Origin of the sequence: Streptococcus sp. CCH5-D3 (assembly GCF_001556435.1) — a bacterium.
In the GTDB taxonomy this organism is placed as follows: domain Bacteria; phylum Bacillota; class Bacilli; order Lactobacillales; family Streptococcaceae; genus Streptococcus.
Genome location: NZ_LSIW01000146.1, coordinates 1 through 25,240 on the forward strand (window position 1 = coordinate 1; position 25,240 = coordinate 25,240).

Below are 25,240 nucleotides of genomic sequence, written 5' to 3' on the forward strand. Positions count from 1 at the left end.
AAATCAACGTTTTATTTTTTCAAGTTGTAGAATGATTTCAAACCACGGTATTCTGTTAGTACCATTTTAAATGCGTATATAATAGGAAGAAAACCTATTAAATAAGGATATATGCGTGCAATATATAGACGGTAAAACTCACATAAAGTTACTAAAGTTTACACTTATTGCCCCTTATTTGCCCCTTTTTAATACAAAAAAACCCGACTAAAAGCCGGGGGACAGTTCGAGGAATTTATCGAAAGACGCCAAGTATTCCGAAGAATATGTTATCACTTATCGTGGAGATTAGCAAATATAAAAAAGAGCTATGAGATAACCTCGTAGCTCTTTGCCTATGATGGATAGATATATTATACCAAATAAAAAAAGCCCCAGCAAATGCTAGGGCTTCGACCACTACCACCATGATTTCCGAACTGTGGTCTGTCGGGAGGTGATATACTCCTTTTTATTTTATTTTGATTCGTGGTCTGTTATTTACATTTTAGGCGAATGAACCGAATGACGTTACACGACGACCATTTTCTGATTGTCCGACTGCAACATAGCGACGATTACCAGACCCGCCAATGTAACTGATCCAGATATGGCCGTCAACATCACACCAGCCATCATAGTTGATAGTTTCACCGGCTCCATAGACTGCCACGATTTCAGCGCCTAGACCGGCACCAGCTCGAACGTTAAGAGCTGATACTTCAACCGTGAATGTCCCGGTTTCCTCGTTGATAGTAATTATACCATCAAACGGGGCTGGGGTTGGTGCAGGGGATTGTGATTGGTTGTCCGTTGGGAAATAGAACCAGCCTACAATGCCATCAAAATTACGTGTGTTGTAACGAGCGGGACCACCGACATATAAGCTATCAGCGTTGCCGTCAATATTTTGCTCGATGGTTCGCATGGTGTAGCCGTCTGAATCTTCGATAACCAAGCCAGTGTGGCCGTATGAATGCCCTGCGATGTAAGTGGTATCCATGACGAATACAGCCCCACGACGTGGACGGCTGTCGAGGTTGCCTTCTTGGTTGTACTCGACCTCGTAGCCTGCTGCTGCCGCTGAGTTTAGCAAGTCAATGGCGTTACCCCAAAGAGCACGGCCAAAGAAGTTAATTGAGATAGAGTTAGGCAGGTCAACGCATTGTGTCCCCCACGATCCATCTGCATCAGTACCGACGCCGGCGTTAGCTAGATTTTCTGCGAATAGAATGATGTCATTATCTGTTGCCATATAGTAGGCCTCCTTAAATTATTTTTGAATAGCTTGTTTAATCTCCGAAAGCGTTCTTTCCAATTCTTCGACTTTCTGTTTTAAAGTCTCAATTTCGCTTGTAGGTAATTGAGATTTTGTTACAAGTGGGTCTTCCGCCCATTTGTTTTGCTCTACAACCTGTTGGAAAAAGTTATTATAAGTCGGAAATAACCCATACGCTTGGCTGATAGACAAGGATGAAGATTGTTTATCTTTAATTTCCTTGATATCGTTCCCGACCGCTTGAGCAAATTCTGTGAACTTACTCATAGGCTCACGCTTTCGCTGTGTTGTATACGCTCACAAGGTCTTCTTGCTCGATGGTATCGAGACGGCCACCCAATTCGGTCATTTTCGAGATAATGCCGCTATCAGTATTGCCACCCGCTGCACTGATTTTATCAGCAATTTCTTTGAGCGTATCAAGTTCTTCCGGTGCATTACCGATGATATCAGCCTTAGCTTGCGTGATTGCGGTGTTAAGTTGGTCTTGAGTGATACCGTTAGCGGTCACTTCGCCTTTCTCAGCCTTGCCAGCTAATGCCGTTTTAATTTCCTTGATATCCGCACCCACGGCTTGGGCAAAATCGTGTAATTTACTCATTTATTGTTTCCTTTCAAATTTTAGCTAGATTGTAGATATTAACGAGGTCTTCCGTAGTATCACTGCCACCAGTAATTAACCCAGACTCTCGCAATTCATCCGCTAGTAACTTTAATTTAGGGCTCTTGTCCGATGGCACGACGCTATCTGCATTCAGTGAGTTCTTCACTTTGACCTTGAAATTATTAGACGGGAAAATATGTCCGTTCAGTTTAATTTCGAGGTAGTATGTTCCGGGCTCTACGACATCCCCCATGACGAATGTAAAATGTCCGTTCTCAACGGTTACATCTTGGTAGAGTGCCACGGTTTCATCATTAGACAGTGTGAGCTTACCCGTGCCGGATAGCTCCATACGCTTGCCATCAGCCCCTAAGATTTCAAAACCAAACAAGGAAGTAACATCCCCACTCTTGAGAATGTCACCCCCTTCAATCTGGTTGATAGAGGTCATGAGTTTAGCCATAAGCTAGTCCTCACGAGGTTGGTTATAGTTTAATGCACGTTCACTGTCTGCCACACCCTTAGTTGTTGGGTCAGTTACGATACCCAAGATTACCAAAATCACAACGAATGTATTAACACCCTCTTGGATATTGTGCGGGATTTCAAGCCCGAACTGTTGCAACATCAAGAAAACTGCTGAGATAAGAGCTACCAAAGTAGCTTTGTTTTGTAAGCGAAGTTTAAAATTAATCATTGTCATTATTCTCCTTTGTTTCTTCCGAGTTAAGAAAAAACTTCTCTTTGTCGATGTTTCTCTTAACATATTTGTCGATATAAGGGATTTCAACCCCTAAAGCTGATAGACTAGCCAAAATACTAGAGCCGTAAGCGGCAATCATAGCAAAGATAAATGTATCTAGTACACCGCCCAGATTCATGAATACTGCGAACGGATAGAAGATGGCTACAAACGTAATCATGGCAGTATGACTGACTAGCCCTTTACGAAATTTTGAGCTTGAAAACTCATGAGCAGCCCAAGCCCTAGACACTCCGATAACGATATCGCTGAAAATAATAATCATCAGCAGGAACACCCATAAATGCTCATCAATACCGTGTGCGTAGAAGTCTCTGACCACGTCGAAAACCCCAAAAATGCCGTCTGGTTTTTGTACCATTACGCCCCCTTCGGTTTGAATAGCCATGCTGTAGCAACCCCGTTATTTTCTAGTTTGCCCCCTTTTGCAAAATCAGCGAACGGTTGATTATCGTAAGTGAAAGAGCCGTTAACTTGGATAAGCACCAGTTTGCCTTCTCCGTCCACTTCTTCGTGGTCCGGGGCTTCGATAGCGAAGATATCCCCGGCGTTGAACACACCGCCTTTTTTAGCGACTGGCAACAATTCCAAGTATTGCTTGTAGATTGTGCCATACTGGATATTCTGGCTCATTACCGCATTGAGAATGGACACGTTAGCGATTTTACGAGTAAGTTCGCCTTGTTCAGCGACTTTCTCAGCTAAATTCAAGCGGCTGTCAAGGTCTTTAATAGATTCCTCTGACTTGGCTTGGTAGCGTGCCAATGCTCCAGCAGGGTCCAACTCAGTCGCTAAGATATCCAAGATAAGCTGGATTTTAGCTTCATCCGTCTTGTTGGTGTGGTCGCCCGGCACATCACGGGTCAACCACGTCGAGCCATCTTTGGACTGGATAGCAATCCTCGTTGTTGTCGGGTTGGTCAGATAACTCGATGTAACACTGAAATTAGACTTGTTCATTATCCACTCCTTTCTGTGCTACCTCGTTAAAGAGGTCGTTAAGGTCAGAATCAGACGCTAGTACATTTTGATAGTGTTCTAGTTGTGATTTGACTTGCTCAAGTTCGCTAACTGTTGCCTGCAAGCGAGCCTTAAACTCAGCTTTTTCAATCGTCAAATTAGCGTTCTGACTTGCGATATCTTGAATCATTGAAGTGTAAATTTGTTCGTTCATAAATTCTCCTTTTACAACACTGGCATGTGGATGCCGTAGTTATTGTAACCATGCTGAATGAGTGTTTTAAGCTCGTTTGGCATTTTGATATTTCCTTCGAAGTGTTTGAACATTCGCCAAACCGCTGCAAGAGACTCTGTGATATTGATTGCTCCAGTGCTAAAATCTTTCCCGTTTTTCGGCGTCGCAAACTGGACTGACCAAATCTGTGAATCTTTTTCCATCATGCCCGGACGAAGTCGTTGCGTTACCGCATCTAAATCCCATCCATCGTTAGTAAACGTATGTCTAAAGTATGTTCTATCACCATAGAGATGCAATGTATCGATATCGTTGTTAGTGTTGTTTTGGATCACAACACCAGAAAACGTCGTAGCATTGTAAGCGTCCGTCCCTTCTCGGTTAGAACCGATAATAGTTTTGGAACGATAGTTGCCTTGGGCGATGCTTGTCTCGTATCGGATAAACTGCGCAGGATATCCGGGCTGAACACGTCTGATTGAAGCGGTATCTGCTCCCATTTGAAGATAGTTGCTATTCAAATCGAAAAACATTGAACCGTTTAACGATTCAATCCGTCCGCCTCGATAGTTCAAACCGGTAAACGTACCGCTTGTGATGCTTGAAGCGTTTAGGTTGACGACATCGATTAGTGAAGCGTTTAAACGTCCGCTAGTGATTTTACTTGCTGACAGTTCTCCGATTTTGGCTGAGCTAATGACACCATCTTCGATGTAAGTAGAACCAGTGATTTGAATCAGTTTACCGTCGATTTTAACTGAGCCGTCCTTATTGAGATTGATTTGGTTGAGCACATCACCAGACCTTGTCAAATTCTTGACCGCCCATGAACCAGCAATCTGCGACATTTCGGACTTGGTGGCTTCAAGTCCGGTGTCTAGCTTGTCTAGTTGCTTGTTAGTGACACCGAGATTAAATGCCCACTTATCCTCTAGGTTTTCCACCTTCCAAACTGTACCCTTGGCATCTTGGATAATCTGAGAAATAGACTGCCCATGTTCTCCAATGGTGCGGCTGAAACTGTCAACGGTTGACTTGATTTCATTGAACTTGACTGTCACCTCTTGATTTGCATCTTTTGGCGATGGTTGCCAAGCACGATCCATAGTTCCCTCGTAGCAATCAAGCTCGGTGAAGAATAGCGCTGACTGACTGCCATTGGTCGTGCCCGTGTTATCAATACGGATAAAACCTTCATCGCAGTCTCCCGAATTAAAAGTTAGATGCCATTTAACCATTTGAGTGGTTGACGGTGAGCCAGTATGCGCTTTGAAACGCACTGCCTTCGAATACATTCCGGTTTCGTTTGATTTACGACCAAGGAAATAGATATCTACTCCCTTGATGTTCCCAGTAGCAAACGTTTGAATGTTAAATGAATAGGTAGTATTGCGTTTAACCGGAAATCTAGCTGTTGAGCTTGGCGTTGTTGTTGTTGTTGTTAGTACCAACAGATTCTTACCGCTGTTGTAATAGTAGGCATGAGTTCTAATAGATAAGTTTGGGTTGGTACTATTGGGAGCCCAATAGTACCAGTTATCTAGGTTATCTGGAAATGCTGAGTTACGAATCAAGTTCTCACCACCAACAGACAGCGTGTCAATTGACGGAATCTGTTTCTTGACCTCGCTAATAAGCTGCGTTGTCCCTTGTTCAGACTGTTGGATAAGGTTAGTTACAACTGTAGCCGTCGCAAAACCTTTGTTGTCGACCAATCTGTTGACGTCAGACTCTTTCAAGAAGCCTTTGCTATCAATAGCACTGTCTAGGTCAACCCTAGAGATTTTAGTTTCAATCTTGCCAGCTAATGTGCTGATTTGCGTTTCAGCGTTAGTGACTTTATTCCCAAGATTGTCAAAATCAACTCTTGAAACCTTTTGAGCGATAGAATCCGCTGTAACACGTAACTCTGCGTTAGTCTGGTTGATTTTACGCTCTAACTCTTGACCTTTAGACACGGCACTATCAGCCGTAGCTTTAGCAGTTTGGACTTCTGTCCGGTCTGCTTTCAAACTAATTTTGTTATCAGTCTGAGTGATTGAGGTGCTATTAGCCGCTACACTCTTAGAGAGTTTGTCAAAATCAGTCTTAGACACTTTTGATGATACTTCATCGACCAATTGATTGACCGTAGTTTCAGCGTTAGTGATACGGCTATCTGTTTCAGATTGTTTCTGAGATAACTGACTGACACCCTGCTCGGTTTGTGTAATCGTCGTTTTAACCGTGCTGATTTCAGCTTCGGTGTCCTCTGGTGCTACTGTGTGCTGCAAAGGGATAAGTGCCCCTCTGACCAACATAGGTGGCTTGATTTTCAAATAGCCGTTTCTAACTACATATATCCCAAACGGAAAGTCTGATAAATTGGTGTCTTTGGTAGCAGTGAAATTCAATGTGACATCGAACCATTTATCTTTAACGGCCGTCGGAATTTGGTATTCGAAAGCGATAGCGTTTGTTTTATTGTTTTTTATTGCAACAATTGCCCCGTTCCCAATTTCTGTTCTGCTATCGATGTAGCACGGAACCAACAATGAGAACGTTTCACCAGCTCTTATCTCAGAAACAGCCATATTCCATGAGACACCGCCCCAGAAATTAGAGCTGTTGCCGTTTGAGTTGATAATATATGATGCGTTGTCCGTTGAAATGGCGATATTGTTGCCACGTCCGGTGTACGAATGTACATTACTTAAGTCTGCTGATTTCAAAATCAAGTTACGACTGCCAAAATCTGTCGGGATTTTACTATCCACTCTGCTAATCTCAGTAGTGATTTTATTTCCTAACTGAGTAATTGAACTCTCAGCCGTCGCAAGTCTCTGAGTAGCATTGTTAAAATCGCTTGTTTTCACTCGTTGGCTAATCTCGTTAGCTTGTTGAGTGATACGGCTTTCAGCGTTTATGACTCGATTATTGACGTTATCAAGCTCTTGTTTGTTAGCTTTGGACGCAATCATGTCCGCTTGCTGAGTGATTGATGTTTCGGCACGGTTCACACGCCCTGTCAGCGTGTCTACGTCCTGCTTGTTGGCTTTCTGGCTGATTTGCCCAGCCTGCACCGTCAAAGAGCTCTCAGCTTTGTTTAAACGCCCAGAAACAGCGTTGACATCCTCTTTGCTAGCCTTGGCTGAAATCTGCCCTGCTTGCTGTGTCAAAACCGTCTCAGCATTAGACACGCGCTGACTGACCTTGTCAACATCTTGCTTGCTAGCTACTGAAATGAGGGCATTATTGATTTTGGCAAACTGTACTGACGTGTCATTTGACAATGTACCAATAGAACCTTTTAGAGCTTCAACTCTCTTTTCAGTCTCTGATAAGTCCGTGTTTAGCGTACTTTTAGCATTATCAACCAGTTTGACAGCTTCTGATAGTGCATCTTTTTTAGATGCAGCAATCTTCTTCTCTGTCTCTGCACGCTCGACGGTGTCCAAGTAACGAGCTTCTGCGATGGCTTCACTCTTGACGTCGTTTAGACGGTTAAAAGCGTCCTCTGCGGTTGATTTAGCTGAACTAGCTAATGTTTCCGCATTAGTAGCCTTGGCTGTGATTTCTGCAACCACTCTGTCGTGTTCCGATTGCTGTTTAGCCATGTTAGCTGCGACTTTTTCAAACTCTTTTTTGATTTTGTCTTGCAGGCCCGTGCCGTCCCACGTTCTCAATACCTCTTGCCACATTTCACCGGTCCAGCGATACATGATGGTGTGCCCTTCGTGTTCTGGGTCCGGCTTGTACCAAGAATCATTGATTAAGACTTGCCCTGGATGTGACTCTGTTGGATCAGTGCTTGTGTACCAGTTATGGTTAAAACCGTTAGCTGACGGGATGAACTCTGGCAACTTTTTGACAAACTCGGTAAATTCCCCAGCTTTAAACTCGTCGAGTGCTTTGTTGACGGTATTCTGCACCTTTGCATCGTTGCTTTCGCTAACTCGGTCCCCTAGTTTAATGTCACTAGATTCATTGTTTAAGCGATTGAACGTGATTTCAAAGATACGTGTATCGTAGTCAAGGTGCCTGTCGTGTCGGACTACTCGGATAGTGTCGCCAATTTGAACACCCTTGAGATACACTGTTGACGTTTTAAGTGTTAGTTTAGGTCTTGAAGACTCAATCAAAGCATCATAAGTCTGTTTGATAAGCTCGTTCTTATCTTCTTCCTCGCTAAATTCGACAAAGCCAATCTTAGGTCGCATCTTGCCGTCCGGTTGTTTAATGCCGTATTTAGCGGTCATTTCTGGAATTTCAAGGTATTTCTGGCCAAGGGGCTTGTCTAGTGGGTCCCCTTTGGCTTTCGACCAGACAATTTCCTCGAAGTTAATTTTGCGTCCGTAACCGTCAGCATCTTTTCCGGTGTCTTCCGCTGAGCTGACTTGTTCTCCTTTTCCACGCCCTACCAAGGCAGTGTATAGGTTTGTCTTCTCAACCTCTTGCAGAATTTCAAGGGCGTTATGCCCGTAAACTACACGCTTACCGACTGCTTCACCTATTTTGCGCTTGAAATCAATGTACCTAGCGCCAATCTGGCTGCCGTTCATTTCAACAAAGAACTGCATTTCTAAACCCCACACCTTGCACACTTTCTTCAAAGCGTCAAACGTGGAAATGTAATAGAAATTGGTACTCTTTGGATTTGTTTCAGCAATAAATCGTGGGGACCAGTTCGTCCCGGTTAAAAGCCATTCAATAACCGGTCTAGCACGTTGGTCTGTTGGGCGTTTGTCGTAAACGGCTGTCTTGCGTAATTCCTCGATACCAGATTGAACACCGATAAGCGTTGTAATATCCCCTTTGGTATTCCCTTGGGCGATATAGAAATAATGGAATTTATGGGTATCGTCGATTGACTGAATAGCCATGTATTCCAGTTTTGCCAGTTCGTCATCCCTCAAGGCTTTCATTTCGACAGTCAAGCGGTCTGAAACGTAATTTTCAGTGGTAAGACTGAATTTTTGCAAAGCCGTCTTAATGGCAGGCTTGCGAATAATCTTGATAAGTTTTTCGTCCTTATCGAATAAATAGATCATAGACTTTCATCCCTCCACTGCACTTCACGAATCGTCACGTTTTTTCCGGACAATCTGTCGCCATCCTTCACGTAAAACTGCTCTAATGGACTAAAACGCTGTAATTCACTTAGGATATTACGACCATCATAAGTAGCAGTCACTTCTTCGTCGCCAAATTTAATGACGATTTCCTTGTTAGCTGCATAGCTACCTTTGAATGACAGCTTGGTTTGCCCGTTGATGATTTCGAATTCTGTTGCCGTTGTCGTTGTCGTGGCTACAATCTTCTCAGGTATAACCTTCTTAGCGTAAGTTAGATAAACAACACCGTTAGAACGCTCTGGAACTCGTTTTTTATAGCCGTCTGGCACTAACAATACAAAGCTGCTAACAATTGAAAGTCTGTCTTCCTCCACTTCATCCGCTTCCTTAAAGATGGCGTAATAAGTGAAATCTGGCTCATCGTCAAACGTAACTTCAAGATATCCGCTAGGCCCTACTTCTCTCAAGATGCGGTTAAGCTCTCGGAAAGAGGTCCTCATGACTTGACTGGTAACTGTCGTTAACTGATACTTAACTTCAATCTCACGCTCTGAGTCATTGACGCTGTCCACCCAGACACCACGACGTCCAGGAACACGAGTGGTTGAAATTTCACGATTGAGCAACGAACGACCTTTGACCGTAAGTTGTCGATACCCTTGGATGATGTCTTCTATAGGTGTCCCGTTGATACGCATGTTATCAACCGGCGCTCTTTGCAGCACCGTTGATTCCGTGCGCTTCAATGAAGCATAATCATACATTAGCTAAAACCTCTTTTCTCTCTAATAGTTATCAAGCATTAATTCCATTGATTGAGCGTTAGTGATGTCATCAGTAAATGCTCTGTAAGTTGTATCACCCATTTTAAGGACGATATCCGCTGCTTGTTGGGTAACTGACATCTTGCCGCCATTGAATGAAACGGATGGGTCATACCCTGCCAAACGACCTAACTGACCATCCATGCCACCAAGTTCATCAGTGATGGCTCCGTTGATATCTTGACCGGTGAATGCGTCTATAGCTCCTTGAGCCATATAGCGCATTGAACGGGCCACTTGGTCAGCTTTGCTATCGATACCGATGATGAAACCTTTATCCGTATAGATACCGAATTGACGGAATACACGGGATGGCGATTTGATACCAAGCAAGGCTTTAGCTCCGTTAATGGCATTGCTTACAGCGCCTTTAACCGCTGAAATCAGTTTTCCAGCTGCGGATGTGACCCCGCTAACGAAACCGCTAATCAATTGAGAACCGACGCTTGCAGCTTGTCCAACGAATCCACGGGCTGCACTAAGTGCACCGCTAAACGCTGAGCGAACCGCTGAAATAATACGTTGCCCAGCGCTTGTTACTGCAGAAACCACGGCACTAAATCCGCTAGTAATAGCTGATTGAATAGAGCTCATGGCACTGCTTACCGCTGATCTAACAGCGCTCCAAGCTGAGCTGATAATGCTCTGAACGGAACTCATAGCACTTGAAACGATTGACTGGATAGATGCCCATGTACTTGATACAGTGCTAGCAATCGCACTCAATACACTGCTGATAAGTGACAAGATGGCGTTCCAAATTGCGCTGATAGTTGCTTGAATAGCTGACATGATTGACGTGATAGCCGCTTGGACTTGCGAGAAGTTACCAGTAACCAATCCGACGATAGCAGCTAATACACCAGCCAGGACAGCTTGAATCCCCGTCCAAATAGCATTCCAAATCGCTTGAATAGCTGACAAGGTGCTTGAGATAATGCTTGAGATACCAGCCATGATAGGTGACAGAATAGACATGATTGTATTCCAAACTGTTGAGAATACTGTCTGGATAACTGTCCATGCTGCTGACCAAATGGATTGAATCACGGCAATCCCAGCACTAATCACACCGCTAATGGCAGCCATGGCCCCACCAGCGATTTGTTGAAGCAATGCCCAAAGCGTTTGGAATGGAATAGCTAACAATGCCCATGCTGCGTTCCAGATTGCGAGAATAAACTGAATCCCCGCTTGGATAATCGGACCAATAGCATTGATACCGATTGAAACAAGTGACTTGATACCTTCCCAAACCGTTGACAAGATAGTTTTGAACGTTTCCCACGCTCCAGACCAGTCACCTTGTAAGATTTGCATAGCCATCTTAATGATGTTTAACACGATTTCAAGAGCCGTGGAAATGACAGTGGTAATAAGTTGCCAAGATGTAGAAAACAATGTAATAAGCAAATTCAAACCAGTTTGAACCACTGGGAGAATGGCGTTCATGACGCTTTCAATTATTCCCTTAAACATATTCCAGTAAGTCGTCGCCGTTTGCATAATCAAGGCGTGGTTTTCGTTCCAAAAGGAAGTTAATTGACCCCATATTGACATAACAAACGACACAATGGCTTGAACGGCGTTAGTGATTGCAGTCTTGATAGTTTCCCAGATTGCCGTAACTTGTGCACGGAAATTCTCGTTATTGTTCCACAAGTCAACGAGTGCAGCCCCAACCAAAGCCACGGCAGCAACAATCCCGGCAAAAGCAGCAAGAGCTCCGGCTGATAGACCACTGAAAGCAGCTCCTAGACCGCTAGCTGCGGTAGAACCGCTTGAAAAGAACCCTACTACTGAGCTGATAGCCCCACCGATTGTGCTAAGTGCAGAAACGACGTTCCCGACCCAAATAATCAAGGTTCCAAGTACTGTGATGATAGGCCCCGCTGCTCCAACGATAAGCGCTGCCCATTTAACCCAGCCATCCACTGGCAGATTGTCCCAGATAGTCCCTAGAACACGCACCACATTGTCTTTAAATGTGATGATAGTCTGCTTCATGTTTTCCATGAGTTGCTTGATATTAGCTTCGTTATTACCAAGGCCGGCCACTAAGTTCTCAGCGGCTGCTTTCATGGAATTGAACGAGCCGGACACGGTTGTACTTGCTTCTTTGGCAGTTGTCCCGGTTACTCCCAATCTGTCTTGAGTAATACCAATGGCATCAATCAAGGTATGAAATGGGATATCACGGATATTGTCAGCCGTAGCTTCAAACTCGCCATTCAAGACACCAGACTCATTGACCAAACGTGCCATTTCGGACATGGTACCACCATACACGGTACACATTCGCTGTGATTCGCTAAATCACAACCGTCTTTTTTAAGACTGCTCTATGTCGCCATAGAGATTAGACTATCTCTTATGTATTAAATACACCCTAGCGCTTCGGCTCGCTTGAGCCTACTCTACTCCATTTAAAAAACACCCTTTCGGATGCTTCTTCTGTTTCGATAGTCGTTACACTTTCAAAAATAATTCTTGCTTAGCACGGTATTGTCTACGCTATGTAGCGTAGAGTTTCACCGTTTTCACTAGGTTTATACTCGGCTATGGTTTTTCTACCGAGTTTCAAGTTATCTAACCATTTGTACCCCCGCTTTCACGGTATTTAAAAAGGTTTGCAATCGCAAACCTTAGGGATTAGACTATATCTTCAACTAATTCAAAAATCCAACCTTTCATTCTCCCTTTTTTAAATCTGCGATTATACTCCAAGTTCGATTTGTCTGAATTGAAATATTCCGCAGCTTCAGTTCTTGACGGGAAAATGATAGTTTCTTTACCATTTGAAGCTTTTACTTTCTTCTTGCGGTTTTCTTTTCTTTCGTGATAACCAAAAGACCAACAATTTTCCGAAACAGACACCCACCTTAAATTTTCCACTCGGTTATCAGTTTTAACTCCATTGATATGATCAACTTGTGGTAGGTTGTTTGGATTTGGTATAAAAGCTTTAGCGACCAGTCTATGAACATATAAAGGCGATGTCTTTCTACCTAGCATTATTTGTTCATATCCAGCCGTTCCAACTCTAGCTTTTAAAATTCTACCCGTTTTAGAGTTTTTTACCTCTCCGTTTTCACTTACAAGGTATCTTGGTCTTTCGTCTATAACTTTCCATTGCATTTCTTTGTACCTCTCATGTATATATGTCTATTATATCATGTTATGGTTAAAACACAACTTGTTATGCTTGATTTTTGTTAGTTGGTGCGCGCTTCCAACAACGTATCAATAGTTGCCGTACTCGGTGTCGAACCGATAGTCGTTACACCTTCCTATTTCTAGGCTTGGCACGGGATTGCCATATCATTTTGACTTAGGGTTCCCCCGTTAGCAAGATTGTAAAATCTCACACCCTTGATAAAGGTTCACGCACGCTCATTTGCGTAATCACTTACGCAACGGACATTAGTTTGTTTATCGAATAGTTGTCTTTGGCAAAACCTTGATAAGCGTTTTGAATGTCCGTCATGTTAGTACCGAACTTGTTCGCATTATCTGACATTTGGACAAGGGCTTTATCCCCGTATTTCGCAGCCTTGGCAGTGTCCCCGCCTAGACCTTGTAGCAAAGTAGCTGAGAACGACGTTACCTGCTCCATGTATCTGTTAGCAGACACACCAGCCGTCCTATAGGCTCGGTTGGCGTTCTCGATAACATTGGTCCCCTCACGATCCATTGTGTTGTAGAGTGCTTGGGCTTGCTCCCTGGTCATGCCGTAGTCTCTAGCAAGGGTGTTGACGCTTGAGCCGTTCTGTTTGAACAGTGTTGATACACCGCCTAACGATTGCTCAAGGTCTGCATAACCTTTGATTACGGCCGTCAAACCTCCGACCATTGGCAAAGTGAAAGCTGTAGTCATTCCAGCTCCGACTGACTGCATAGCACTCCCGACTGACTTTAAACTGCTACCAACTTGAGCAAGCATCCCCCCAGACTGATTTCTCAAATCAGCAAGGGCAGACTTGGCAGCGTTGACGCCGTTGGTGAAGTCACTTGAATTGGCACGAAGTATGGCCGTAACGTCAAAAGATGCTCCCATTAACTACCCCCTTTCTTTGTTTGATTGATGATTCTATTTTTATCAGCTAACGAGAGTGCTCGACTTCTAGGCGCAGTGTCCTCCGGTTTAAATATCTTGCTGAACTCTTTTTCATGATCATAAAATTCATTAAAGGTTCTGTAAGCTGAGCGAACACTCTTGCCCTTGCCTTTGGTAGCTTGCACGGTCTGGTTATACCATGCTTGGATTGCTGCATTGAAGCGGATATCCTCTTGTTTAATTGCGTAGGCGGTATTGTATACCTCAAATTCAACAAGCGTTGTCCTGGCAGCTTCTACGTAGCTCATGCCGTGCCTTGCAATCAAGAGAGCCATTGCGTCATCGTAGCTGAAATCATAATCTGGTTGACTGTGCCCTACTCTTGAACGTTCATTGCGAGTTTGAGTAGGGATGACGTTTTTAACTCGTCGACAATTGACTCAATCGTCTCTTTGTATTTACCTTTGTCAATCAAATCAGCAAGATAGGCTTCAATGTCAGCGTCACTTGGTTTTTGCGGTGCTGTAATTGTGCCAGCTTTGATGATATCCACGAAAGCTAACGGGTCGTTGATAGCGACACCCGCTGAAATCAGTGTCATAGCTCCGTAGCCAGTCTTCATGCCTTCAAGCTCTGCTGAGTGCAATTTGTTGATTTCACGCAAGAACGCAAGCCCAAAAATCAAATTAAAGTCTCGTCCGTTGATAGATAGAATCATGTTTTATTTCTCCTTTATACAAAAAAAGCAAGGGCACAAAGCCCCTGCAATTAGACTAGATAGACGCCACTAGGCCGTCTTCTTTAGCAAGAGTATGGTAGTCGTATTGAGCGCTTGCGACTGCTTTCTTCTGAGCTTCTGTCAAGCTGTCGGTTGAAATAATACCGTTGCCATCGATGGCCATTTCGTAAGAAAGCTCAACTTTGTCGTCAGCGGGTGCTGCGATTTCAAAGTTTTTAAGATAGCCTTGGTAATATTCAACGTCATAGACATCTTTGCCACCAGAAGTGCGTTTGGAAGCAAGGTCGACTTGCCAGCACTCTACTTTGTCGCCTGCGATGAACCATTTACGCATTTCACGCCACATTTCTGTGGTAGTTCCATCTTCACGATAAGCAAGTGATACGAATTCCCCAGACACTTCGCCGTCTGAAATAGAGTTAACTACACCGTCTTTGGTTTTTGTAGTTTCGACCTCTTTTTCAGCATTGATAGTGTGTTCTGTTTGGAAACGTACTTTAGCAGCATCTTGCGTCTTTTGGTCTTTCACACGACGGAAAAAGACCATTAGGTCTTTACCCAAAATAAGTTCTGCCATTTATTCCTCCTTTTTGGTATATGTAAATGAAAAATCCAGCACAATGTGAATCAATGGCTGGACGTCTGTATTATCTGGTAAGACTTGCTTGTCTGTCCCAGTTTTTAATAAGTTGTATTCAAACCCTTTGATTCGTTCGCTAGCTTGTTCTAACGCTTGGCAGTGGGTGTCTAGCTCTGCACGCTGCACTCTAGTCCCGTAGATATGGACGGTTTGTCTTATCGTTCCAAAGTTTTCGTTATTGAGTGTAGGTGCTGAGCTATTCTCACCGATGAAAGCGAAAGGATAGCTAGCGGATGAATCGGGTAAGTAGTCGTAAGTTGCCAGTTTCTCACTAGCAATAGCGAATAGGTTTCTGAATAAGTCGTGGCTAGGTGTCATTTAAAGGCTCCTTCCATAACTTTACGGATTTGTTCAGTGAAATAAGGCTCGATTTGGTGCATCATGGGACGCATAAACGGCTTACCAGGCTGATAGCGTGTGCCAAACTCTTGGAATCCGCTATAAGAGGCGGCTGAATGGATGTGCGATTCTTCGCCCAAATGCCTAGTGGTGATATTAGCTCTCAAGAAACCGGTATCCACTGGCGCAAGACCTTTTGAAATGCTCTTGCCTTTCTCGGCTGAGTTTTTAAGAGCGTTTTGAGCTTGTGTTCTAACTCCTTGACTTGCTTTGTTCAAAGCGGCTGCGAGGACTGTGTCCCCTCTCCACTCGATTGTGAAATTAGCCATTTAGCTCACCTCGTTTCAATCGGATTGCCCCTTTTATCGGTGCGTCAATGCGTTCGATAGGATAATACTTCTTACCCTTGTATAGAGCGTAGTCAAACGGCTTCTGCTCTTGATTGAATCGGCATATCATGACCACGTCAGCCCTACTCCCATAAGCCTCAAATGCACGCTGTTGGTCAATAAAATTGACTAAACAAGGCACAATCTTGCTAGACTGCGCCTTTTCTTCGTGCTTATCAGTGATTGGGTTGTAGCTTGAAGCACCTTGTTTCACTAGTTTAATGCGGTGTGGTGTTTTCATAAGAGCCTCACCTTACCTTTTCGAGCTAACGAGCCGTCAAGTCCGAAATCTTTATCCAAAATCTTTCTATAAGGTTTGAACATGTCGTCCCAGTCCTCGTAGGTGACTGAATAGCCGTCGACATTTTCGGTTTTGACACCCTCTGACCCCTTACGACCATAGAGCTTGTAAACAACATTTTCGATGATGAAATGATATTTCTTGTCAATCTCGGTTGTTCCGACTAGTGCTTTGAAATAGCTCTCAGCGTCGTTGACTAAGTCTTCAATCAATTCATCCTCAAGATCGTCTTTGACGTCGATACCCAACCGACGTTTAATCTTTTCAAGTTGGATATCGTTCATTTTAGACCTCCTCCGCAGCCTTTAGAAGTTCTTCTAAATCTGCTTTCTTTGCTTTGGCATCGTACTCGATACCAGCTTCATCAAGTTTTGCTTTGAGTTCCTTGACTGTAAGCTCTTTTGGCGGCTCGACTTGTTCGATACCACCCTTTTCAAGAACTTCTGCCACACGCTCTTTAGATGGCTCATAGCCTTCTCGTGGGTAAACTTCCCCGACTTGGTAGATATATTCGTTATCTTGCAAGTCACGGAATGTAATCTTAGCTTTATAGGTCATTTAAACCTCCTGACTAGACTCCTACTGGTTGGATAGCTGCAAATGCTTCATCGTTTGGAATCGCTACGGCAATTTCAAAGATAGCACGGAGTGCTTGCATGTCTTGTTCAAACAAGTGAACGTCACCAGAATCAAGTGTGCCATCGTTTTGAACTTTAGACAAAGTAGCTTGATCAGCGATTTTAAGACGCAAGTTAGTACCGTTTGGAATACCGTAAACCAAGCCGTTGAAGTTACCAGTAATCAATGTACCTGCTGGGTAAGTTTGCCCGTCTTGCAATTGAAGTTGTGAATATGGAAGACCGTCAAGCTCACCGATTGCGTTAGGATTAGCTGGTTTAGTGAAGATGTGTTGACCGCCGTTCACATTGTCGACGATTCCACGAAGTGTGCGGTTGATAGTGCGGTGACCTACGAATGCGTTAGGTTCTTTTTCTGATTTATCCTCAACATCGTAGATGTTATTGAGGTTGATGTCCCCAGATACGATGTTTTGAGCACGTTTAGCAGACGCCAAAACGTTGGCACCGAATGGGTTGTTATACAAACCGAGGAATGCTGCCCCGTCGATTTTTTTGTTAAACAAGTCAACAATCTTATCCTTGATTGATTCGAAGAAGTCAGTCCAAGTGTAATTGAGGACTTCTTCTGTAACTGGCAAGATAACCGCCAATTTGCGAGATTCAAGAACGTAAGATTTAGTTTGTACTTTTGCAGTACCAATTTTTTGACCTTCACCCACAAAATAAGCGTCTGTCAATTGACCAACTTCAACGCCCTTACGGACCATTTTGCCGTCCATTTCAACTTTTTGACCAAGCTGAATGACTTTTGAAGTTTTAACGAGTTCGTCAGTGAATAGATCAGTGATTTGTTCTGATGTGACCTCTTTTCCAAGAGAATCAGACAATAGGACTGTGTCTGGATTAAATTTTTGTTGAGCCATGCGCTCTCCTTTCTTAAGTTAGAAATTAGTGATTTTGGCTTTGTCAAACTTGTCTTTTCCACGATGTGAACGCCCTTCCTCTCCACCGCTTGTTCGAGGTGGTAGAGCTTTGGCTTCTTCTCGTTTCTGCAAGTTTAAGATGTTAGCCATATTTGAAACAGCTAACCTGGTAGCTTCTTCGTCACCTTTAACAACAAATGCAAGCGTTGACTCATTGACAGGAACGCCTTGAGCTTCGAGCTCTTTAATAGCGATATCCTGCATTTGACGTTGAGCGATTTGAGCTTGAAGTGCCGCAATTGTGCTCTGTGCTTCTTCGAATTCTTTATCACGCTGTTTCTGTTGTAGCTCTTGAAGTTCTTCTTCGCTCATTTTAGCTTTAGCAACGGCTTCCTCGATTTGAGATTGAATACCGTTCTGCATATCAGCAATTTCAAGAGTATGTTTCTCTTCCATCTGCTTGAGTCTACGTTGCATTTCAGCGACTGACACCTTCTTCTCCTCTTTTTCTGGTTGGCTAGCTTCAACCTCTTGAGGATTCTCAACTGTTTCAAGTTCTTTTTCTGCCATGATAGGCTCCTTTCTTTACGCTTTAACGTCCAACCTCGACGAACTCATGCAGCTTTTAATGTCCTCAGCACGGTCTGGACAAAGGGTTATTCACCCCAAACGCCGTTAACAGCTTCTTCATCAAGAGTGCTGCCGCCAGCTTTATATTCCATTTTGATGTGTCCATACGCTGAACAGCGACAGTTAGGGTGCATTGGGTACATGTTGACCCCCTTTTCTGCCTTGTTAATCGGTATGGCTTTTTTGTCCAAGGGCTTACAGATATCGCAAGCCCCACTTTCTGCGACATAGATTAGATGTGTGAAGTTGTTTTCTTTCAACATCATCAATTCTGTATCAGCATTAATGCGAGCTATTTCGGTCTTGAGTAGTCGTTGGGCGTTGGACTGGCTTGTGTTATATTTCTTAGCTAATCGCTGCCGCTCCTGCTTAAAACCGTCCATGTCGGTGAAGATGCGTGCTAACGAGCTAAACACATCCTTCTGCATGTTTGCATGAAGTCCGTTTCTGCCCCAAACTCTGCGGCTAAAATTCTGCCCGTAAAAATCAGCGTCTAAAATCGCTCTCATGCGGCTCACTGCATTGACGGCAGAATTACCCAAGATACCCGCTTGACGTTTAAACTCAGCTAAGTATTCACTCTCACGCGCTTCGTCGAAGACTTCGTTAACGTCTGATATAAGACTAGCTATTTCAAGCCTTAATTCTGCTTTGAGCAGCTCCAAGCGACTGACTTTCATTTTGAGGTTAAACAGTCTTAACCATTGGTTAGTTCCGTGTGAGAAATCTTTCTCGACTACTGCCTTCCTAGCTCGGTCTTTGTACTCAGTGACATCGAACTCACTAGCTCGCTTCATAGCTTCGGCACGACTTAGCCCCTCTTTGTCAGCGTATCGCATGTAAAAACCGTTTATTTGGCTCTGCATGCGGTTATAAGACACTTGATAGAGTTCTTTTAAGATCTTGTCACGTTCCACGTCCCGCTTGATTAGGTCTGATTGTGCTTTTCGCTCGGCGTTGTAGCGTTCATTATTCGTCATCATCCTCAGTACCTACAATCTGGCTAACTTCTAGATCAGTAGCCCCGCCTTCTTTGAGCAAACGGCTCTTTTCTTTGCGTGCATCGGTGAAACTAGCCGATTCCATAAGTGTTTCTTGTGAGATTTCCATGCCAGAATTGATAGCTGATTGAATCTCAGCCCATACATCCGTTGGTAAGTTCTCATGAAATGTAAATGTCAGCATGTCAGCGTCCACTGGTTCGATACCTTTGAGATTGGTAGACAGCAACTCAAGCAGTTTATAGCGTCTTCGGAGCGCTTTGACAAAGAACCCACGCTTAACGGCTGTAACTTGCTGTAAGTCAACTAACTTGTAGCGGATAGCTATCCCAGACGTAGCTGAGAAAGTCGAATCATCCTGCAAGTTAGGCAACCCAACAATTCGGAAGAAGTCTTTAATCAAGCGTGACTTGTACGCTTCGACACCGCTGACATCATATTGCTTGTAGATATAGCCGGCATCTAATGACGTTTGCTGCCCGTTGTGTCCGACACCACTTTCAAGCACTAGCGTGTTGGCGTGTTTCATTTTCATGATGTCAGACGCATTCATACCCGTACTTTCAACATCGCCCTTGATGACAAGCATGGCATCGTTAAGGTCTGACATGTAGTTAGCCGTGTCTGACTCTGCTGCGTCGTAAGCGTCAATGATTGGGATACCCTTCTCCCAATCGCCCGAACGCTCTCGGTTATTCTGCCACTCTACCACTGGCACCATTCCGAACGGGTTTTCTTTGCGTTCGATTTCCTGCCAATTTGGATCATAACTGACAATCTTGTTATCTGTGTAGACTGTGACAAACATCTCCCCGTCATACACTGGACAATGAACAGCCGCAATGATATCCTTTCGAACGTCTGCGCTACGAATAGTGAACATTTCCCTTGCGTCAATCAAGACCACTGCGGGATTGCCAAACTCGTCATAGTAATGCAGTTCAAACGCTCGACCAAAGCGTGAAGCGTCATAGACTAACTCACGATTAAGGGCTTCAATGTCGTTGTAAGCATTGAAATCGTCAATAGCTGTCAAGTCGCTGTTAGTATCAGTGGCACCGATTGAAATAGGCTGACCTACTGTGTACCCAGTGAAGAAACGACTAGCTTGTCCGCCCAGGTCATGCCTAATGCGGTAGTCAGCCTTCTCTGGTTCCAATCGCTTACGCCCATTTAGAATAGTGTAGTTATTCCCGTTTGAGTAGCTCTCTAGGATATTCAAGCGGTCAATCTGTTCGTCTTGGAACTGAGCTACCATCTTCTCTAACTTCTCACGCCCTTGGAATGTGTCCGCTAGGTCGTCTGCTGACTGAGCCATGAAGTGCGTGTTAGCTTCTTTGGGAAAGCGAAGGAAGTCTTCACGTTTTTGCAAGCTAGTTGGTTCCATGTCACGCTCGAATTGGTACGATCTAGGAATATACTGCCCTTCATGCAAAATATCGTCAGCACTATGTGTTGTGTTCGTCATTCTATCTCCTTATCAGTTTGTTAACCCGTCTTATCTTAGCGTCCACGTCCTGTCTATCCTTGACGAAGATAAGGTTTTGTAGTGCGTACCTAATCGCATCGATACAGTGGTTATAGCTATCACACGGCTTGTTGATGTACTCGTTTGTGTGTTTATCTTTCTGCCATGTATAGTTCTCAAGCTCCTCAATCGTCTTGACGCATCTTTCATCGACAATGATGTCGAACTGTTGCAAGAACTGAATCCCTTGAAGGACTGAACCTTTACCCTTATCTACTGGAATAGCTCGACGCAAGCCTAGTGTTTGCAATTCTGCAATAGATTTCTGCTCCGCTGAGTCAGCCATAATCACCTCTTTTGAGTAGCCAAGGCTAGTGATGGCTTCTGCTATCTGGTTGTTAAGTAAGCCCTTTTTGACATACTCCTCTAGGATGTATAGCCGCTTATTCTCTCGGTCTATTTTGACGTGCGTAAACGCCGTGGGGTCGTTTGTAAAACCAAAGTCAAGACCAAAAAAGGACGGTAGCTGTTTAAGCTCGTCCTTATTGAGTAATTTTTTCTCGTACTTGGGAAATACTAGCTTATCGAGGGTGGCAAACTCACCCAAGGCATAGATTTTGTAGTAGGCTTCGTTTCGGTTTGCTAGCTCCTCGATATTCTCCTTGGTCAAGTCGTCCAGAAAGCGATTGTCCTTGTACGTCGTTTGATAAACCACTGTATTTTTAGGGTTCTTCACAAAGAACGCATTATATACCCAGTTAGCTTTAGACACTGGGTTAAACATCAAGTAGATTTGTTTCTGCTTGTGAGCTTTATCCCTTAGACGAAGTGTTAGCTGCGTGTAATCATCGAGCGTAAACTCTGACGCTTCTTCCATGACCACGTCTGAAATGCCTTTGATTGACTTGATTTTTTCTGGGTTGTCCATCCCCTTGAAAATCAGCTCGGCCCCGTTTGGCAGCTCAATACGGAATGCGCTCATGTTAACCTTGCATAGATTAAGCACACCGAAATAAGACAAGGCTGCCTGCACATCCGCAAACACCGAATCACGAACCGTAGAGCCTACTTTTCGCAATATCAATACTTTGCGGGGTTTGTCCCACTTTTTAAGAGCCTTGAGGACTATCTTCTGGAAGACCCCGTGGCTCTTACCGCTAGACGCTCCGCCGTAATGAACCTCAGTGAATGTGTCGTAATCAAACAAATGCTCATAGATATGCCGATTAAACACCTTGCTTGGATTGATTTCAAGATTAATCGTCATTCCATTCACCGACATTAATATTGATATCTTGCGTTACATCGGCTTCGACCTTATCTGTCCACATTCTGTAACGTTTACCGATATCAACTGCCGCAGCTCGACGGGTGGCAACATTCGGCTTAGCTTGAGCAATGCGCTGCATACCCTCACCATCCAGGACAAGTAAGGGTTCTTCAACCTCACCACGCATTACGGCAGTGAGAAATTCCATGACCTCTTGTTGATCCGCAACACGTTCTGACTTTAATTTTTCAAGTTGCTCATCTATATAAGCCTTGATGTTAGCTTTAGCAAGCAGTCTACTTCCATTAGCTTTCGCAACATCATTGTTTTTAATATTAGGATAAGCCTTCTTGTACGCTTGCGTAGCGTTTAGGCTGATGACGTACTCATCGGCAAACTTCATTTGTTTCTCGGTCATCCCATTTTCCATCAACTCCTTTCTGATACTGAAAAAAGACAACCCACAAAGTGAGCTGTCTCTGTTTTTCTTCGATAATATAATAATACCACTTTAAACACTTGTAAGATACCGTGCTTTATCCGTCAAAATACCGAAATCTCAGCGTTCTACGACTAATTGACCGTTTCTATACAATTCTGCAAAAGCTAGGATAGCATTATTTAGCAACTCTTGAAAAGCTGTTCTTTCGAATCCGATTCCTTGGGCGATTTGCCAGTTTGGTTTAGGTGGATAAGCTAGGTATTTCTCTATCAAGATTCTGCGATAGTCTGGACGATATAGCCCGCTAACTGCTTGCTCTATGGCTTCTAGCTCGTTCAGTGCATCGACACGTCTGACTGCGATATTTTCCACTGGTCTGCTCACTCCACTGCCACCACGGGGCATAAAGGTAAATTCCTGTGTTATTTTCTGTTCAGCGCTATCGTGTGCAATCTCTCGCCAGCGTGGATACTCTCGAAGTTTTCGCTTGCAACGTTTGATTGTTGCTTTTTCATCAATTTCCGGCAATAGCATTGTTCTGCCCTCTCTGGTATAATAGTAGTGTTGACTTTCAAAGAGTGCCGGCCATTGTGTTGGTCTTTTTTTATTTTCTCGGCTCAGTATTAAGAGATATGAAAAGATTAAGTTTGTGAGCCTTTTATCACCTCCTTCTAGCCATCGACACCAGCAAGGTCTTTGGCTTTTTTGTAATGCAAGATATCAATAAGAAAGAGGGTGTTTCACATCCTTTTTTCTTAAATTTGCTGGGTTTTGTTTGGACAAGGTCTGTCAGCTTGTCCGGTGTTGAAAAAGTGTTCAAGCCACTAAAAGTTAGTGTTTGACAGACTAATGACTGGCAAGAGGAATCGAACCTCTTATACAACCATTCCAGCCTAGATATAGTGAAATCATCTTGGAGGTTTTCCTCCTTTTTTTGAAATAATACAAGAATAAAGTAGTTGAATCATGGAGATTTCTGACCTATATCTAATTAAGTATGCAGGCATAAAGCCTTGAATAATCACGTTACCAGTAACACGCTTTAGATTAGTAAACGAAATAAAAAAGGTTCCTCGATTCTAATTGTTTATTTACTGGATTTGGTTGCATCCACGACCAGTCACGCTTCCGCTGATTTGAATGAAAAAATACAAAAGGATTCCTCTTTTCCGTATATAAATTAACTGGTAATAGCTAGCAAGGGAGTCGAACCCTCATGAACCGTTCTAGCTACACACCTAACGAATAGGCTTTATATAAGGCTTTTCTGACCGTGGTCTTCTCACTACCTACCTTGCCTTTGTTACGATATTTAAGAATGATGCGATCAACTTCATCATCTAATCTCTCGGCCCATTCATAGTTATTGAAGACATAATCAACAATTTCGCTGAACAGTTCTCTTGAAAGTAGACCTTCCATTTGAATCGCCTTCAACGGTGTTAGAGCAGCTTTCTCTGAATAGCACATATTAAGGGCGTTTTGGGTTCTGTTAGCATTTTTCTGGTCGCAGTCCTTGACGTCTCTAATATAGCTATTTAGGTTGTTAGGGTGTTCCTTGCGTAGTTCTTCCACTTCCTCACGGAAACGCTTGAACAGTCCCTCTGGCAATCCTGCGTTGATTTTATCCAAAACCGGTTTAGTGGTTTTACCTCTTGTGTAATTAGTAGACAGATAGTCTTGAAGGTCGTTGAACAGTTCATCGGAAATGATGCCTTCTAGCCTATCGACTGTTTGAGGTGAGATTCTCGCACGTTCAACAACCGCACTGTTAAACGCTTGATAAATGATGCGAGCTTGTACTTCACTGCACTGTCTAACTTCTTGGAAAAACTGCTTATAAGAGCCTTTTTTGTGCGTTTCTCTCAGTGCTGCATGCTCACTGACCAACCGTTGATACAGCTCTGGTGTCAGCCCGGAATATTGGTATCTCACGCTCATGAGCCGCGTCCTTTCAGATAGCTCGGAATGTCATCCCCAACGTTTACCGCATCGTATTGTTCCTTGCTGACAAGAAACTTGCCATAAGCCCCACAATCTATTGTGTAGAGTTTCCCGACCATTGATTTTCCAGTAACCTTGCCGTGTAATTCCACTGCATTGTCAGCCTTATGGATAACCACTGTCTCGATAGGTCTATTAACCACTCGTAGGATAGTAGTCACGTTAATGGCTAGTGATACCACTAGCAGAATTGTTGCGACTGCCAGCTCGTTATAAATCTTCTTTCTTGACGAATGTTCCATTTACCATCTTCCCCTTTCTATTCTTGATTTCCTCATAAGCAATGCTTAAACACTCAGTGACATCGAGGTCTAATTGATGTGCTAGCACGATAATCGTTACTAGCGTGTCACCGATTGCGTCCTTAAGTGCTGCTTGCGGTTCCGTGAATTTAGTCGGTTTCAAGAGCACATCTCGAATTTCTCCGACTTCTTCAGTGATTCGCATCCACTGAATCTTTGGGTCAGCTTGCTTCAAATTGCGTTTGTCAGCCCAATGGTTAATTTTAGTAATTAGGTTATTCATCATTTATAGTAACTCCCAAACCTCTGTAAGTGGACTATTAAATACCCACCCAAAACCATTTTCTTCCAGTTCTTTCTTAGTAAATGAAGTTCTAAAAACTTTATTTTCTAAGTCTGTGTCAATATTCCATCTTTTTGCCTGTGTGTCATAGTTTAGATAATAATGATTATAATTAGCTACATCTTTAAATCTGACCCTATACAATTTTTGTTTAGTCATCCGTTACCTCCGCC

At 43.5% G+C, this 25,240-nt stretch carries 31 protein-coding genes and 1 pseudogene; all 32 read right to left on the bottom strand.

Annotated features, from left to right (window positions below):
• Window positions 1–487 precede the first annotated feature (487 nt).
• A complete protein-coding gene (locus tag AX662_RS09340) occupies window positions 488–1,234 on the bottom strand; it encodes a CHAP domain-containing protein (protein WP_060972275.1) in 747 nt (248 codons plus the stop codon).
• Window positions 1,235–1,252: 18 nt separating this feature from the next.
• Entirely contained in the window at window positions 1,253–1,525 is a 273-nt protein-coding gene (locus tag AX662_RS09345; RefSeq protein ID WP_060972276.1) for a hypothetical protein, read from the bottom strand.
• Window positions 1,526–1,529: 4 nt separating this feature from the next.
• Window positions 1,530–1,859 carry a hypothetical protein gene (locus tag AX662_RS09350; protein ID WP_060972277.1) on the bottom strand — a complete coding sequence of 110 codons (330 nt, stop codon included), beginning with the start codon at window positions 1,857–1,859 and terminating at the stop codon, window positions 1,530–1,532.
• Window positions 1,860–1,872: 13 nt separating this feature from the next.
• Entirely contained in the window at window positions 1,873–2,325 is a 453-nt protein-coding gene (locus tag AX662_RS09355) for a hypothetical protein (protein WP_060972278.1), read from the bottom strand.
• A 3-nt stretch (window positions 2,326–2,328) separates the two neighbouring features.
• Complete coding sequence (locus AX662_RS09360; protein WP_060972279.1) at window positions 2,329–2,559, bottom strand: phage holin; 231 nt, start codon at window positions 2,557–2,559, stop codon at window positions 2,329–2,331.
• A complete protein-coding gene (locus AX662_RS09365; RefSeq protein ID WP_197414708.1) occupies window positions 2,552–3,013 on the bottom strand; it encodes a phage holin family protein in 462 nt (153 codons plus the stop codon). Before AX662_RS09365 ends, AX662_RS09360 begins: the two co-directional genes overlap by 8 nt.
• A complete protein-coding gene (locus AX662_RS09370; protein WP_155213555.1) occupies window positions 2,986–3,480 on the bottom strand; it encodes a hypothetical protein in 495 nt (164 codons plus the stop codon). The genes AX662_RS09365 and AX662_RS09370 overlap by 28 nt, the downstream gene beginning before the upstream one ends.
• Window positions 3,481–3,571: 91 nt before the next feature.
• Entirely contained in the window at window positions 3,572–3,799 is a 228-nt protein-coding gene (locus AX662_RS09375; protein WP_060972282.1) for a hypothetical protein, read from the bottom strand.
• A gap of 11 nt (window positions 3,800–3,810) precedes the next feature.
• Window positions 3,811–8,850, bottom strand: coding sequence for a phage tail spike protein (locus AX662_RS09380; RefSeq protein ID WP_060972283.1), 5,040 nt, complete (start codon window positions 8,848–8,850; stop codon window positions 3,811–3,813).
• The gene (locus AX662_RS09385) at window positions 8,847–9,638 is read right to left on the bottom strand and encodes a distal tail protein Dit (RefSeq protein ID WP_060972284.1); all 792 of its coding nucleotides are present in this window, start codon (window positions 9,636–9,638) and stop codon (window positions 8,847–8,849) included. The genes AX662_RS09380 and AX662_RS09385 overlap by 4 nt, the downstream gene beginning before the upstream one ends.
• A gap of 21 nt (window positions 9,639–9,659) precedes the next feature.
• Window positions 9,660–11,996: a phage tail protein gene (locus tag AX662_RS09390; RefSeq protein WP_197414709.1), complete on the bottom strand. Its 2,337-nt coding sequence runs from the start codon at window positions 11,994–11,996 to the stop codon at window positions 9,660–9,662.
• Between the two features lie 354 nt (window positions 11,997–12,350).
• On the bottom strand, window positions 12,351–12,836 hold the full coding sequence (locus AX662_RS09395; RefSeq protein WP_060972286.1) for an HNH endonuclease signature motif containing protein: 486 nt from the start codon (window positions 12,834–12,836) through the stop codon (window positions 12,351–12,353).
• A 295-nt stretch (window positions 12,837–13,131) separates the two neighbouring features.
• Window positions 13,132–13,641: pseudogene (locus tag AX662_RS10820) on the bottom strand (hypothetical protein); the annotation flags it as partial.
• Window positions 13,642–13,754: 113 nt separating this feature from the next.
• A complete protein-coding gene (locus tag AX662_RS09405) occupies window positions 13,755–14,090 on the bottom strand; it encodes a hypothetical protein (protein ID WP_070575579.1) in 336 nt (111 codons plus the stop codon).
• Between the two features lie 41 nt (window positions 14,091–14,131).
• On the bottom strand, window positions 14,132–14,473 hold the full coding sequence (locus tag AX662_RS09410; RefSeq protein ID WP_060972289.1) for a tail assembly chaperone: 342 nt from the start codon (window positions 14,471–14,473) through the stop codon (window positions 14,132–14,134).
• Between the two features lie 55 nt (window positions 14,474–14,528).
• On the bottom strand, window positions 14,529–15,071 hold the full coding sequence (locus AX662_RS09415; RefSeq protein WP_060972290.1) for a phage major tail protein, TP901-1 family: 543 nt from the start codon (window positions 15,069–15,071) through the stop codon (window positions 14,529–14,531).
• Window positions 15,072–15,452, bottom strand: coding sequence for a hypothetical protein (locus AX662_RS09420; protein WP_060972291.1), 381 nt, complete (start codon window positions 15,450–15,452; stop codon window positions 15,072–15,074).
• Complete coding sequence (locus AX662_RS09425) at window positions 15,449–15,802, bottom strand: HK97-gp10 family putative phage morphogenesis protein (RefSeq protein ID WP_060972292.1); 354 nt, start codon at window positions 15,800–15,802, stop codon at window positions 15,449–15,451. Before AX662_RS09425 ends, AX662_RS09420 begins: the two co-directional genes overlap by 4 nt.
• The gene (locus tag AX662_RS09430; RefSeq protein ID WP_060972293.1) at window positions 15,795–16,103 is read right to left on the bottom strand and encodes a hypothetical protein; all 309 of its coding nucleotides are present in this window, start codon (window positions 16,101–16,103) and stop codon (window positions 15,795–15,797) included. The genes AX662_RS09425 and AX662_RS09430 overlap by 8 nt, the downstream gene beginning before the upstream one ends.
• Window positions 16,100–16,447 (bottom strand): phage head-tail connector protein, encoded by a 348-nt coding sequence (locus AX662_RS09435; RefSeq protein WP_060972294.1) that lies wholly within the window; start codon window positions 16,445–16,447, stop codon window positions 16,100–16,102. The genes AX662_RS09430 and AX662_RS09435 overlap by 4 nt, the downstream gene beginning before the upstream one ends.
• A 1-nt stretch (window position 16,448) precedes the next feature.
• Entirely contained in the window at window positions 16,449–16,721 is a 273-nt protein-coding gene (locus tag AX662_RS09440) for a HeH/LEM domain-containing protein (RefSeq protein ID WP_060972295.1), read from the bottom strand.
• 13 nt (window positions 16,722–16,734) lie between these two features.
• Window positions 16,735–17,667, bottom strand: coding sequence for a phage major capsid protein (locus AX662_RS09445; protein ID WP_060972296.1), 933 nt, complete (start codon window positions 17,665–17,667; stop codon window positions 16,735–16,737).
• Window positions 17,668–17,685: 18 nt separating this feature from the next.
• Window positions 17,686–18,237, bottom strand: coding sequence for a capsid assembly scaffolding protein Gp46 family protein (locus tag AX662_RS09450; RefSeq protein WP_060972297.1), 552 nt, complete (start codon window positions 18,235–18,237; stop codon window positions 17,686–17,688).
• An 86-nt stretch (window positions 18,238–18,323) separates the two neighbouring features.
• Window positions 18,324–19,277, bottom strand: coding sequence for a minor capsid protein (locus AX662_RS09455; protein ID WP_231728430.1), 954 nt, complete (start codon window positions 19,275–19,277; stop codon window positions 18,324–18,326).
• Window positions 19,267–20,766, bottom strand: a complete 1,500-nt coding sequence (locus AX662_RS09460) for a phage portal protein (RefSeq protein ID WP_060972298.1) — start codon at window positions 20,764–20,766, stop codon at window positions 19,267–19,269. Before AX662_RS09460 ends, AX662_RS09455 begins: the two co-directional genes overlap by 11 nt.
• A 1-nt stretch (window position 20,767) precedes the next feature.
• Window positions 20,768–22,033 carry a PBSX family phage terminase large subunit gene (locus AX662_RS09465; protein ID WP_156430709.1) on the bottom strand — a complete coding sequence of 422 codons (1,266 nt, stop codon included), beginning with the start codon at window positions 22,031–22,033 and terminating at the stop codon, window positions 20,768–20,770.
• Window positions 22,023–22,496 carry a terminase small subunit gene (locus tag AX662_RS09470; RefSeq protein ID WP_443030984.1) on the bottom strand — a complete coding sequence of 158 codons (474 nt, stop codon included), beginning with the start codon at window positions 22,494–22,496 and terminating at the stop codon, window positions 22,023–22,025. The genes AX662_RS09465 and AX662_RS09470 overlap by 11 nt, the downstream gene beginning before the upstream one ends.
• A 99-nt stretch (window positions 22,497–22,595) precedes the next feature.
• Window positions 22,596–23,012, bottom strand: a complete 417-nt coding sequence (locus AX662_RS09475; protein WP_060972301.1) for an ArpU family phage packaging/lysis transcriptional regulator — start codon at window positions 23,010–23,012, stop codon at window positions 22,596–22,598.
• Between the two features lie 696 nt (window positions 23,013–23,708).
• Window positions 23,709–24,419: a DUF1340 domain-containing protein gene (locus AX662_RS09480; RefSeq protein WP_060972302.1), complete on the bottom strand. Its 711-nt coding sequence runs from the start codon at window positions 24,417–24,419 to the stop codon at window positions 23,709–23,711.
• Complete coding sequence (locus tag AX662_RS09485) at window positions 24,416–24,724, bottom strand: DUF1372 family protein (RefSeq protein ID WP_060972303.1); 309 nt, start codon at window positions 24,722–24,724, stop codon at window positions 24,416–24,418. The genes AX662_RS09480 and AX662_RS09485 overlap by 4 nt, the downstream gene beginning before the upstream one ends.
• The gene (locus AX662_RS09490) at window positions 24,693–25,010 is read right to left on the bottom strand and encodes a MazG-like family protein (protein ID WP_197414710.1); all 318 of its coding nucleotides are present in this window, start codon (window positions 25,008–25,010) and stop codon (window positions 24,693–24,695) included. Before AX662_RS09490 ends, AX662_RS09485 begins: the two co-directional genes overlap by 32 nt.
• Complete coding sequence (locus AX662_RS09495; RefSeq protein ID WP_060972304.1) at window positions 25,011–25,226, bottom strand: DUF1642 domain-containing protein; 216 nt, start codon at window positions 25,224–25,226, stop codon at window positions 25,011–25,013.
• Window positions 25,227–25,240: the final 14 nt, after the last annotated feature.

Coding starts and splice junctions, on each gene's coding strand:
- AX662_RS09340 (WP_060972275.1), bottom strand. CDS start 1,234: ATGGCAACAGATAATGACATCATTCTATTCGCAGAAAATCTAGCTAAC.
- AX662_RS09345 (WP_060972276.1), bottom strand. CDS start 1,525: ATGAGTAAGTTCACAGAATTTGCTCAAGCGGTCGGGAACGATATCAAG.
- AX662_RS09350 (WP_060972277.1), bottom strand. CDS start 1,859: ATGAGTAAATTACACGATTTTGCCCAAGCCGTGGGTGCGGATATCAAG.
- AX662_RS09355 (WP_060972278.1), bottom strand. CDS start 2,325: ATGGCTAAACTCATGACCTCTATCAACCAGATTGAAGGGGGTGACATT.
- AX662_RS09360 (WP_060972279.1), bottom strand. CDS start 2,559: ATGATTAATTTTAAACTTCGCTTACAAAACAAAGCTACTTTGGTAGCT.
- AX662_RS09365 (WP_197414708.1), bottom strand. CDS start 3,013: ATGGCTATTCAAACCGAAGGGGGCGTAATGGTACAAAAACCAGACGGC.
- AX662_RS09375 (WP_060972282.1), bottom strand. CDS start 3,799: ATGAACGAACAAATTTACACTTCAATGATTCAAGATATCGCAAGTCAG.
- AX662_RS09380 (WP_060972283.1), bottom strand. CDS start 8,850: ATGATCTATTTATTCGATAAGGACGAAAAACTTATCAAGATTATTCGC.
- AX662_RS09385 (WP_060972284.1), bottom strand. CDS start 9,638: ATGTATGATTATGCTTCATTGAAGCGCACGGAATCAACGGTGCTGCAA.
- AX662_RS09390 (WP_197414709.1), bottom strand. CDS start 11,996: ATGTGTACCGTGTATGGTGGTACCATGTCCGAAATGGCACGTTTGGTC.
- AX662_RS09395 (WP_060972286.1), bottom strand. CDS start 12,836: ATGCAATGGAAAGTTATAGACGAAAGACCAAGATACCTTGTAAGTGAA.
- AX662_RS09405 (WP_070575579.1), bottom strand. CDS start 14,090: ATGGCTCTCTTGATTGCAAGGCACGGCATGAGCTACGTAGAAGCTGCC.
- AX662_RS09410 (WP_060972289.1), bottom strand. CDS start 14,473: ATGATTCTATCTATCAACGGACGAGACTTTAATTTGATTTTTGGGCTT.
- AX662_RS09415 (WP_060972290.1), bottom strand. CDS start 15,071: ATGGCAGAACTTATTTTGGGTAAAGACCTAATGGTCTTTTTCCGTCGT.
- AX662_RS09420 (WP_060972291.1), bottom strand. CDS start 15,452: ATGACACCTAGCCACGACTTATTCAGAAACCTATTCGCTATTGCTAGT.
- AX662_RS09425 (WP_060972292.1), bottom strand. CDS start 15,802: ATGGCTAATTTCACAATCGAGTGGAGAGGGGACACAGTCCTCGCAGCC.
- AX662_RS09430 (WP_060972293.1), bottom strand. CDS start 16,103: ATGAAAACACCACACCGCATTAAACTAGTGAAACAAGGTGCTTCAAGC.
- AX662_RS09435 (WP_060972294.1), bottom strand. CDS start 16,447: ATGAACGATATCCAACTTGAAAAGATTAAACGTCGGTTGGGTATCGAC.
- AX662_RS09440 (WP_060972295.1), bottom strand. CDS start 16,721: ATGACCTATAAAGCTAAGATTACATTCCGTGACTTGCAAGATAACGAA.
- AX662_RS09445 (WP_060972296.1), bottom strand. CDS start 17,667: ATGGCTCAACAAAAATTTAATCCAGACACAGTCCTATTGTCTGATTCT.
- AX662_RS09450 (WP_060972297.1), bottom strand. CDS start 18,237: ATGGCAGAAAAAGAACTTGAAACAGTTGAGAATCCTCAAGAGGTTGAA.
- AX662_RS09455 (WP_231728430.1), bottom strand. CDS start 19,277: ATGACGAATAATGAACGCTACAACGCCGAGCGAAAAGCACAATCAGAC.
- AX662_RS09460 (WP_060972298.1), bottom strand. CDS start 20,766: ATGACGAACACAACACATAGTGCTGACGATATTTTGCATGAAGGGCAG.
- AX662_RS09465 (WP_156430709.1), bottom strand. CDS start 22,033: ATGACGATTAATCTTGAAATCAATCCAAGCAAGGTGTTTAATCGGCAT.
- AX662_RS09475 (WP_060972301.1), bottom strand. CDS start 23,012: ATGCTATTGCCGGAAATTGATGAAAAAGCAACAATCAAACGTTGCAAG.
- AX662_RS09480 (WP_060972302.1), bottom strand. CDS start 24,419: ATGAGCGTGAGATACCAATATTCCGGGCTGACACCAGAGCTGTATCAA.
- AX662_RS09485 (WP_060972303.1), bottom strand. CDS start 24,724: ATGGAACATTCGTCAAGAAAGAAGATTTATAACGAGCTGGCAGTCGCA.
- AX662_RS09490 (WP_197414710.1), bottom strand. CDS start 25,010: ATGATGAATAACCTAATTACTAAAATTAACCATTGGGCTGACAAACGC.
- AX662_RS09495 (WP_060972304.1), bottom strand. CDS start 25,226: ATGACTAAACAAAAATTGTATAGGGTCAGATTTAAAGATGTAGCTAAT.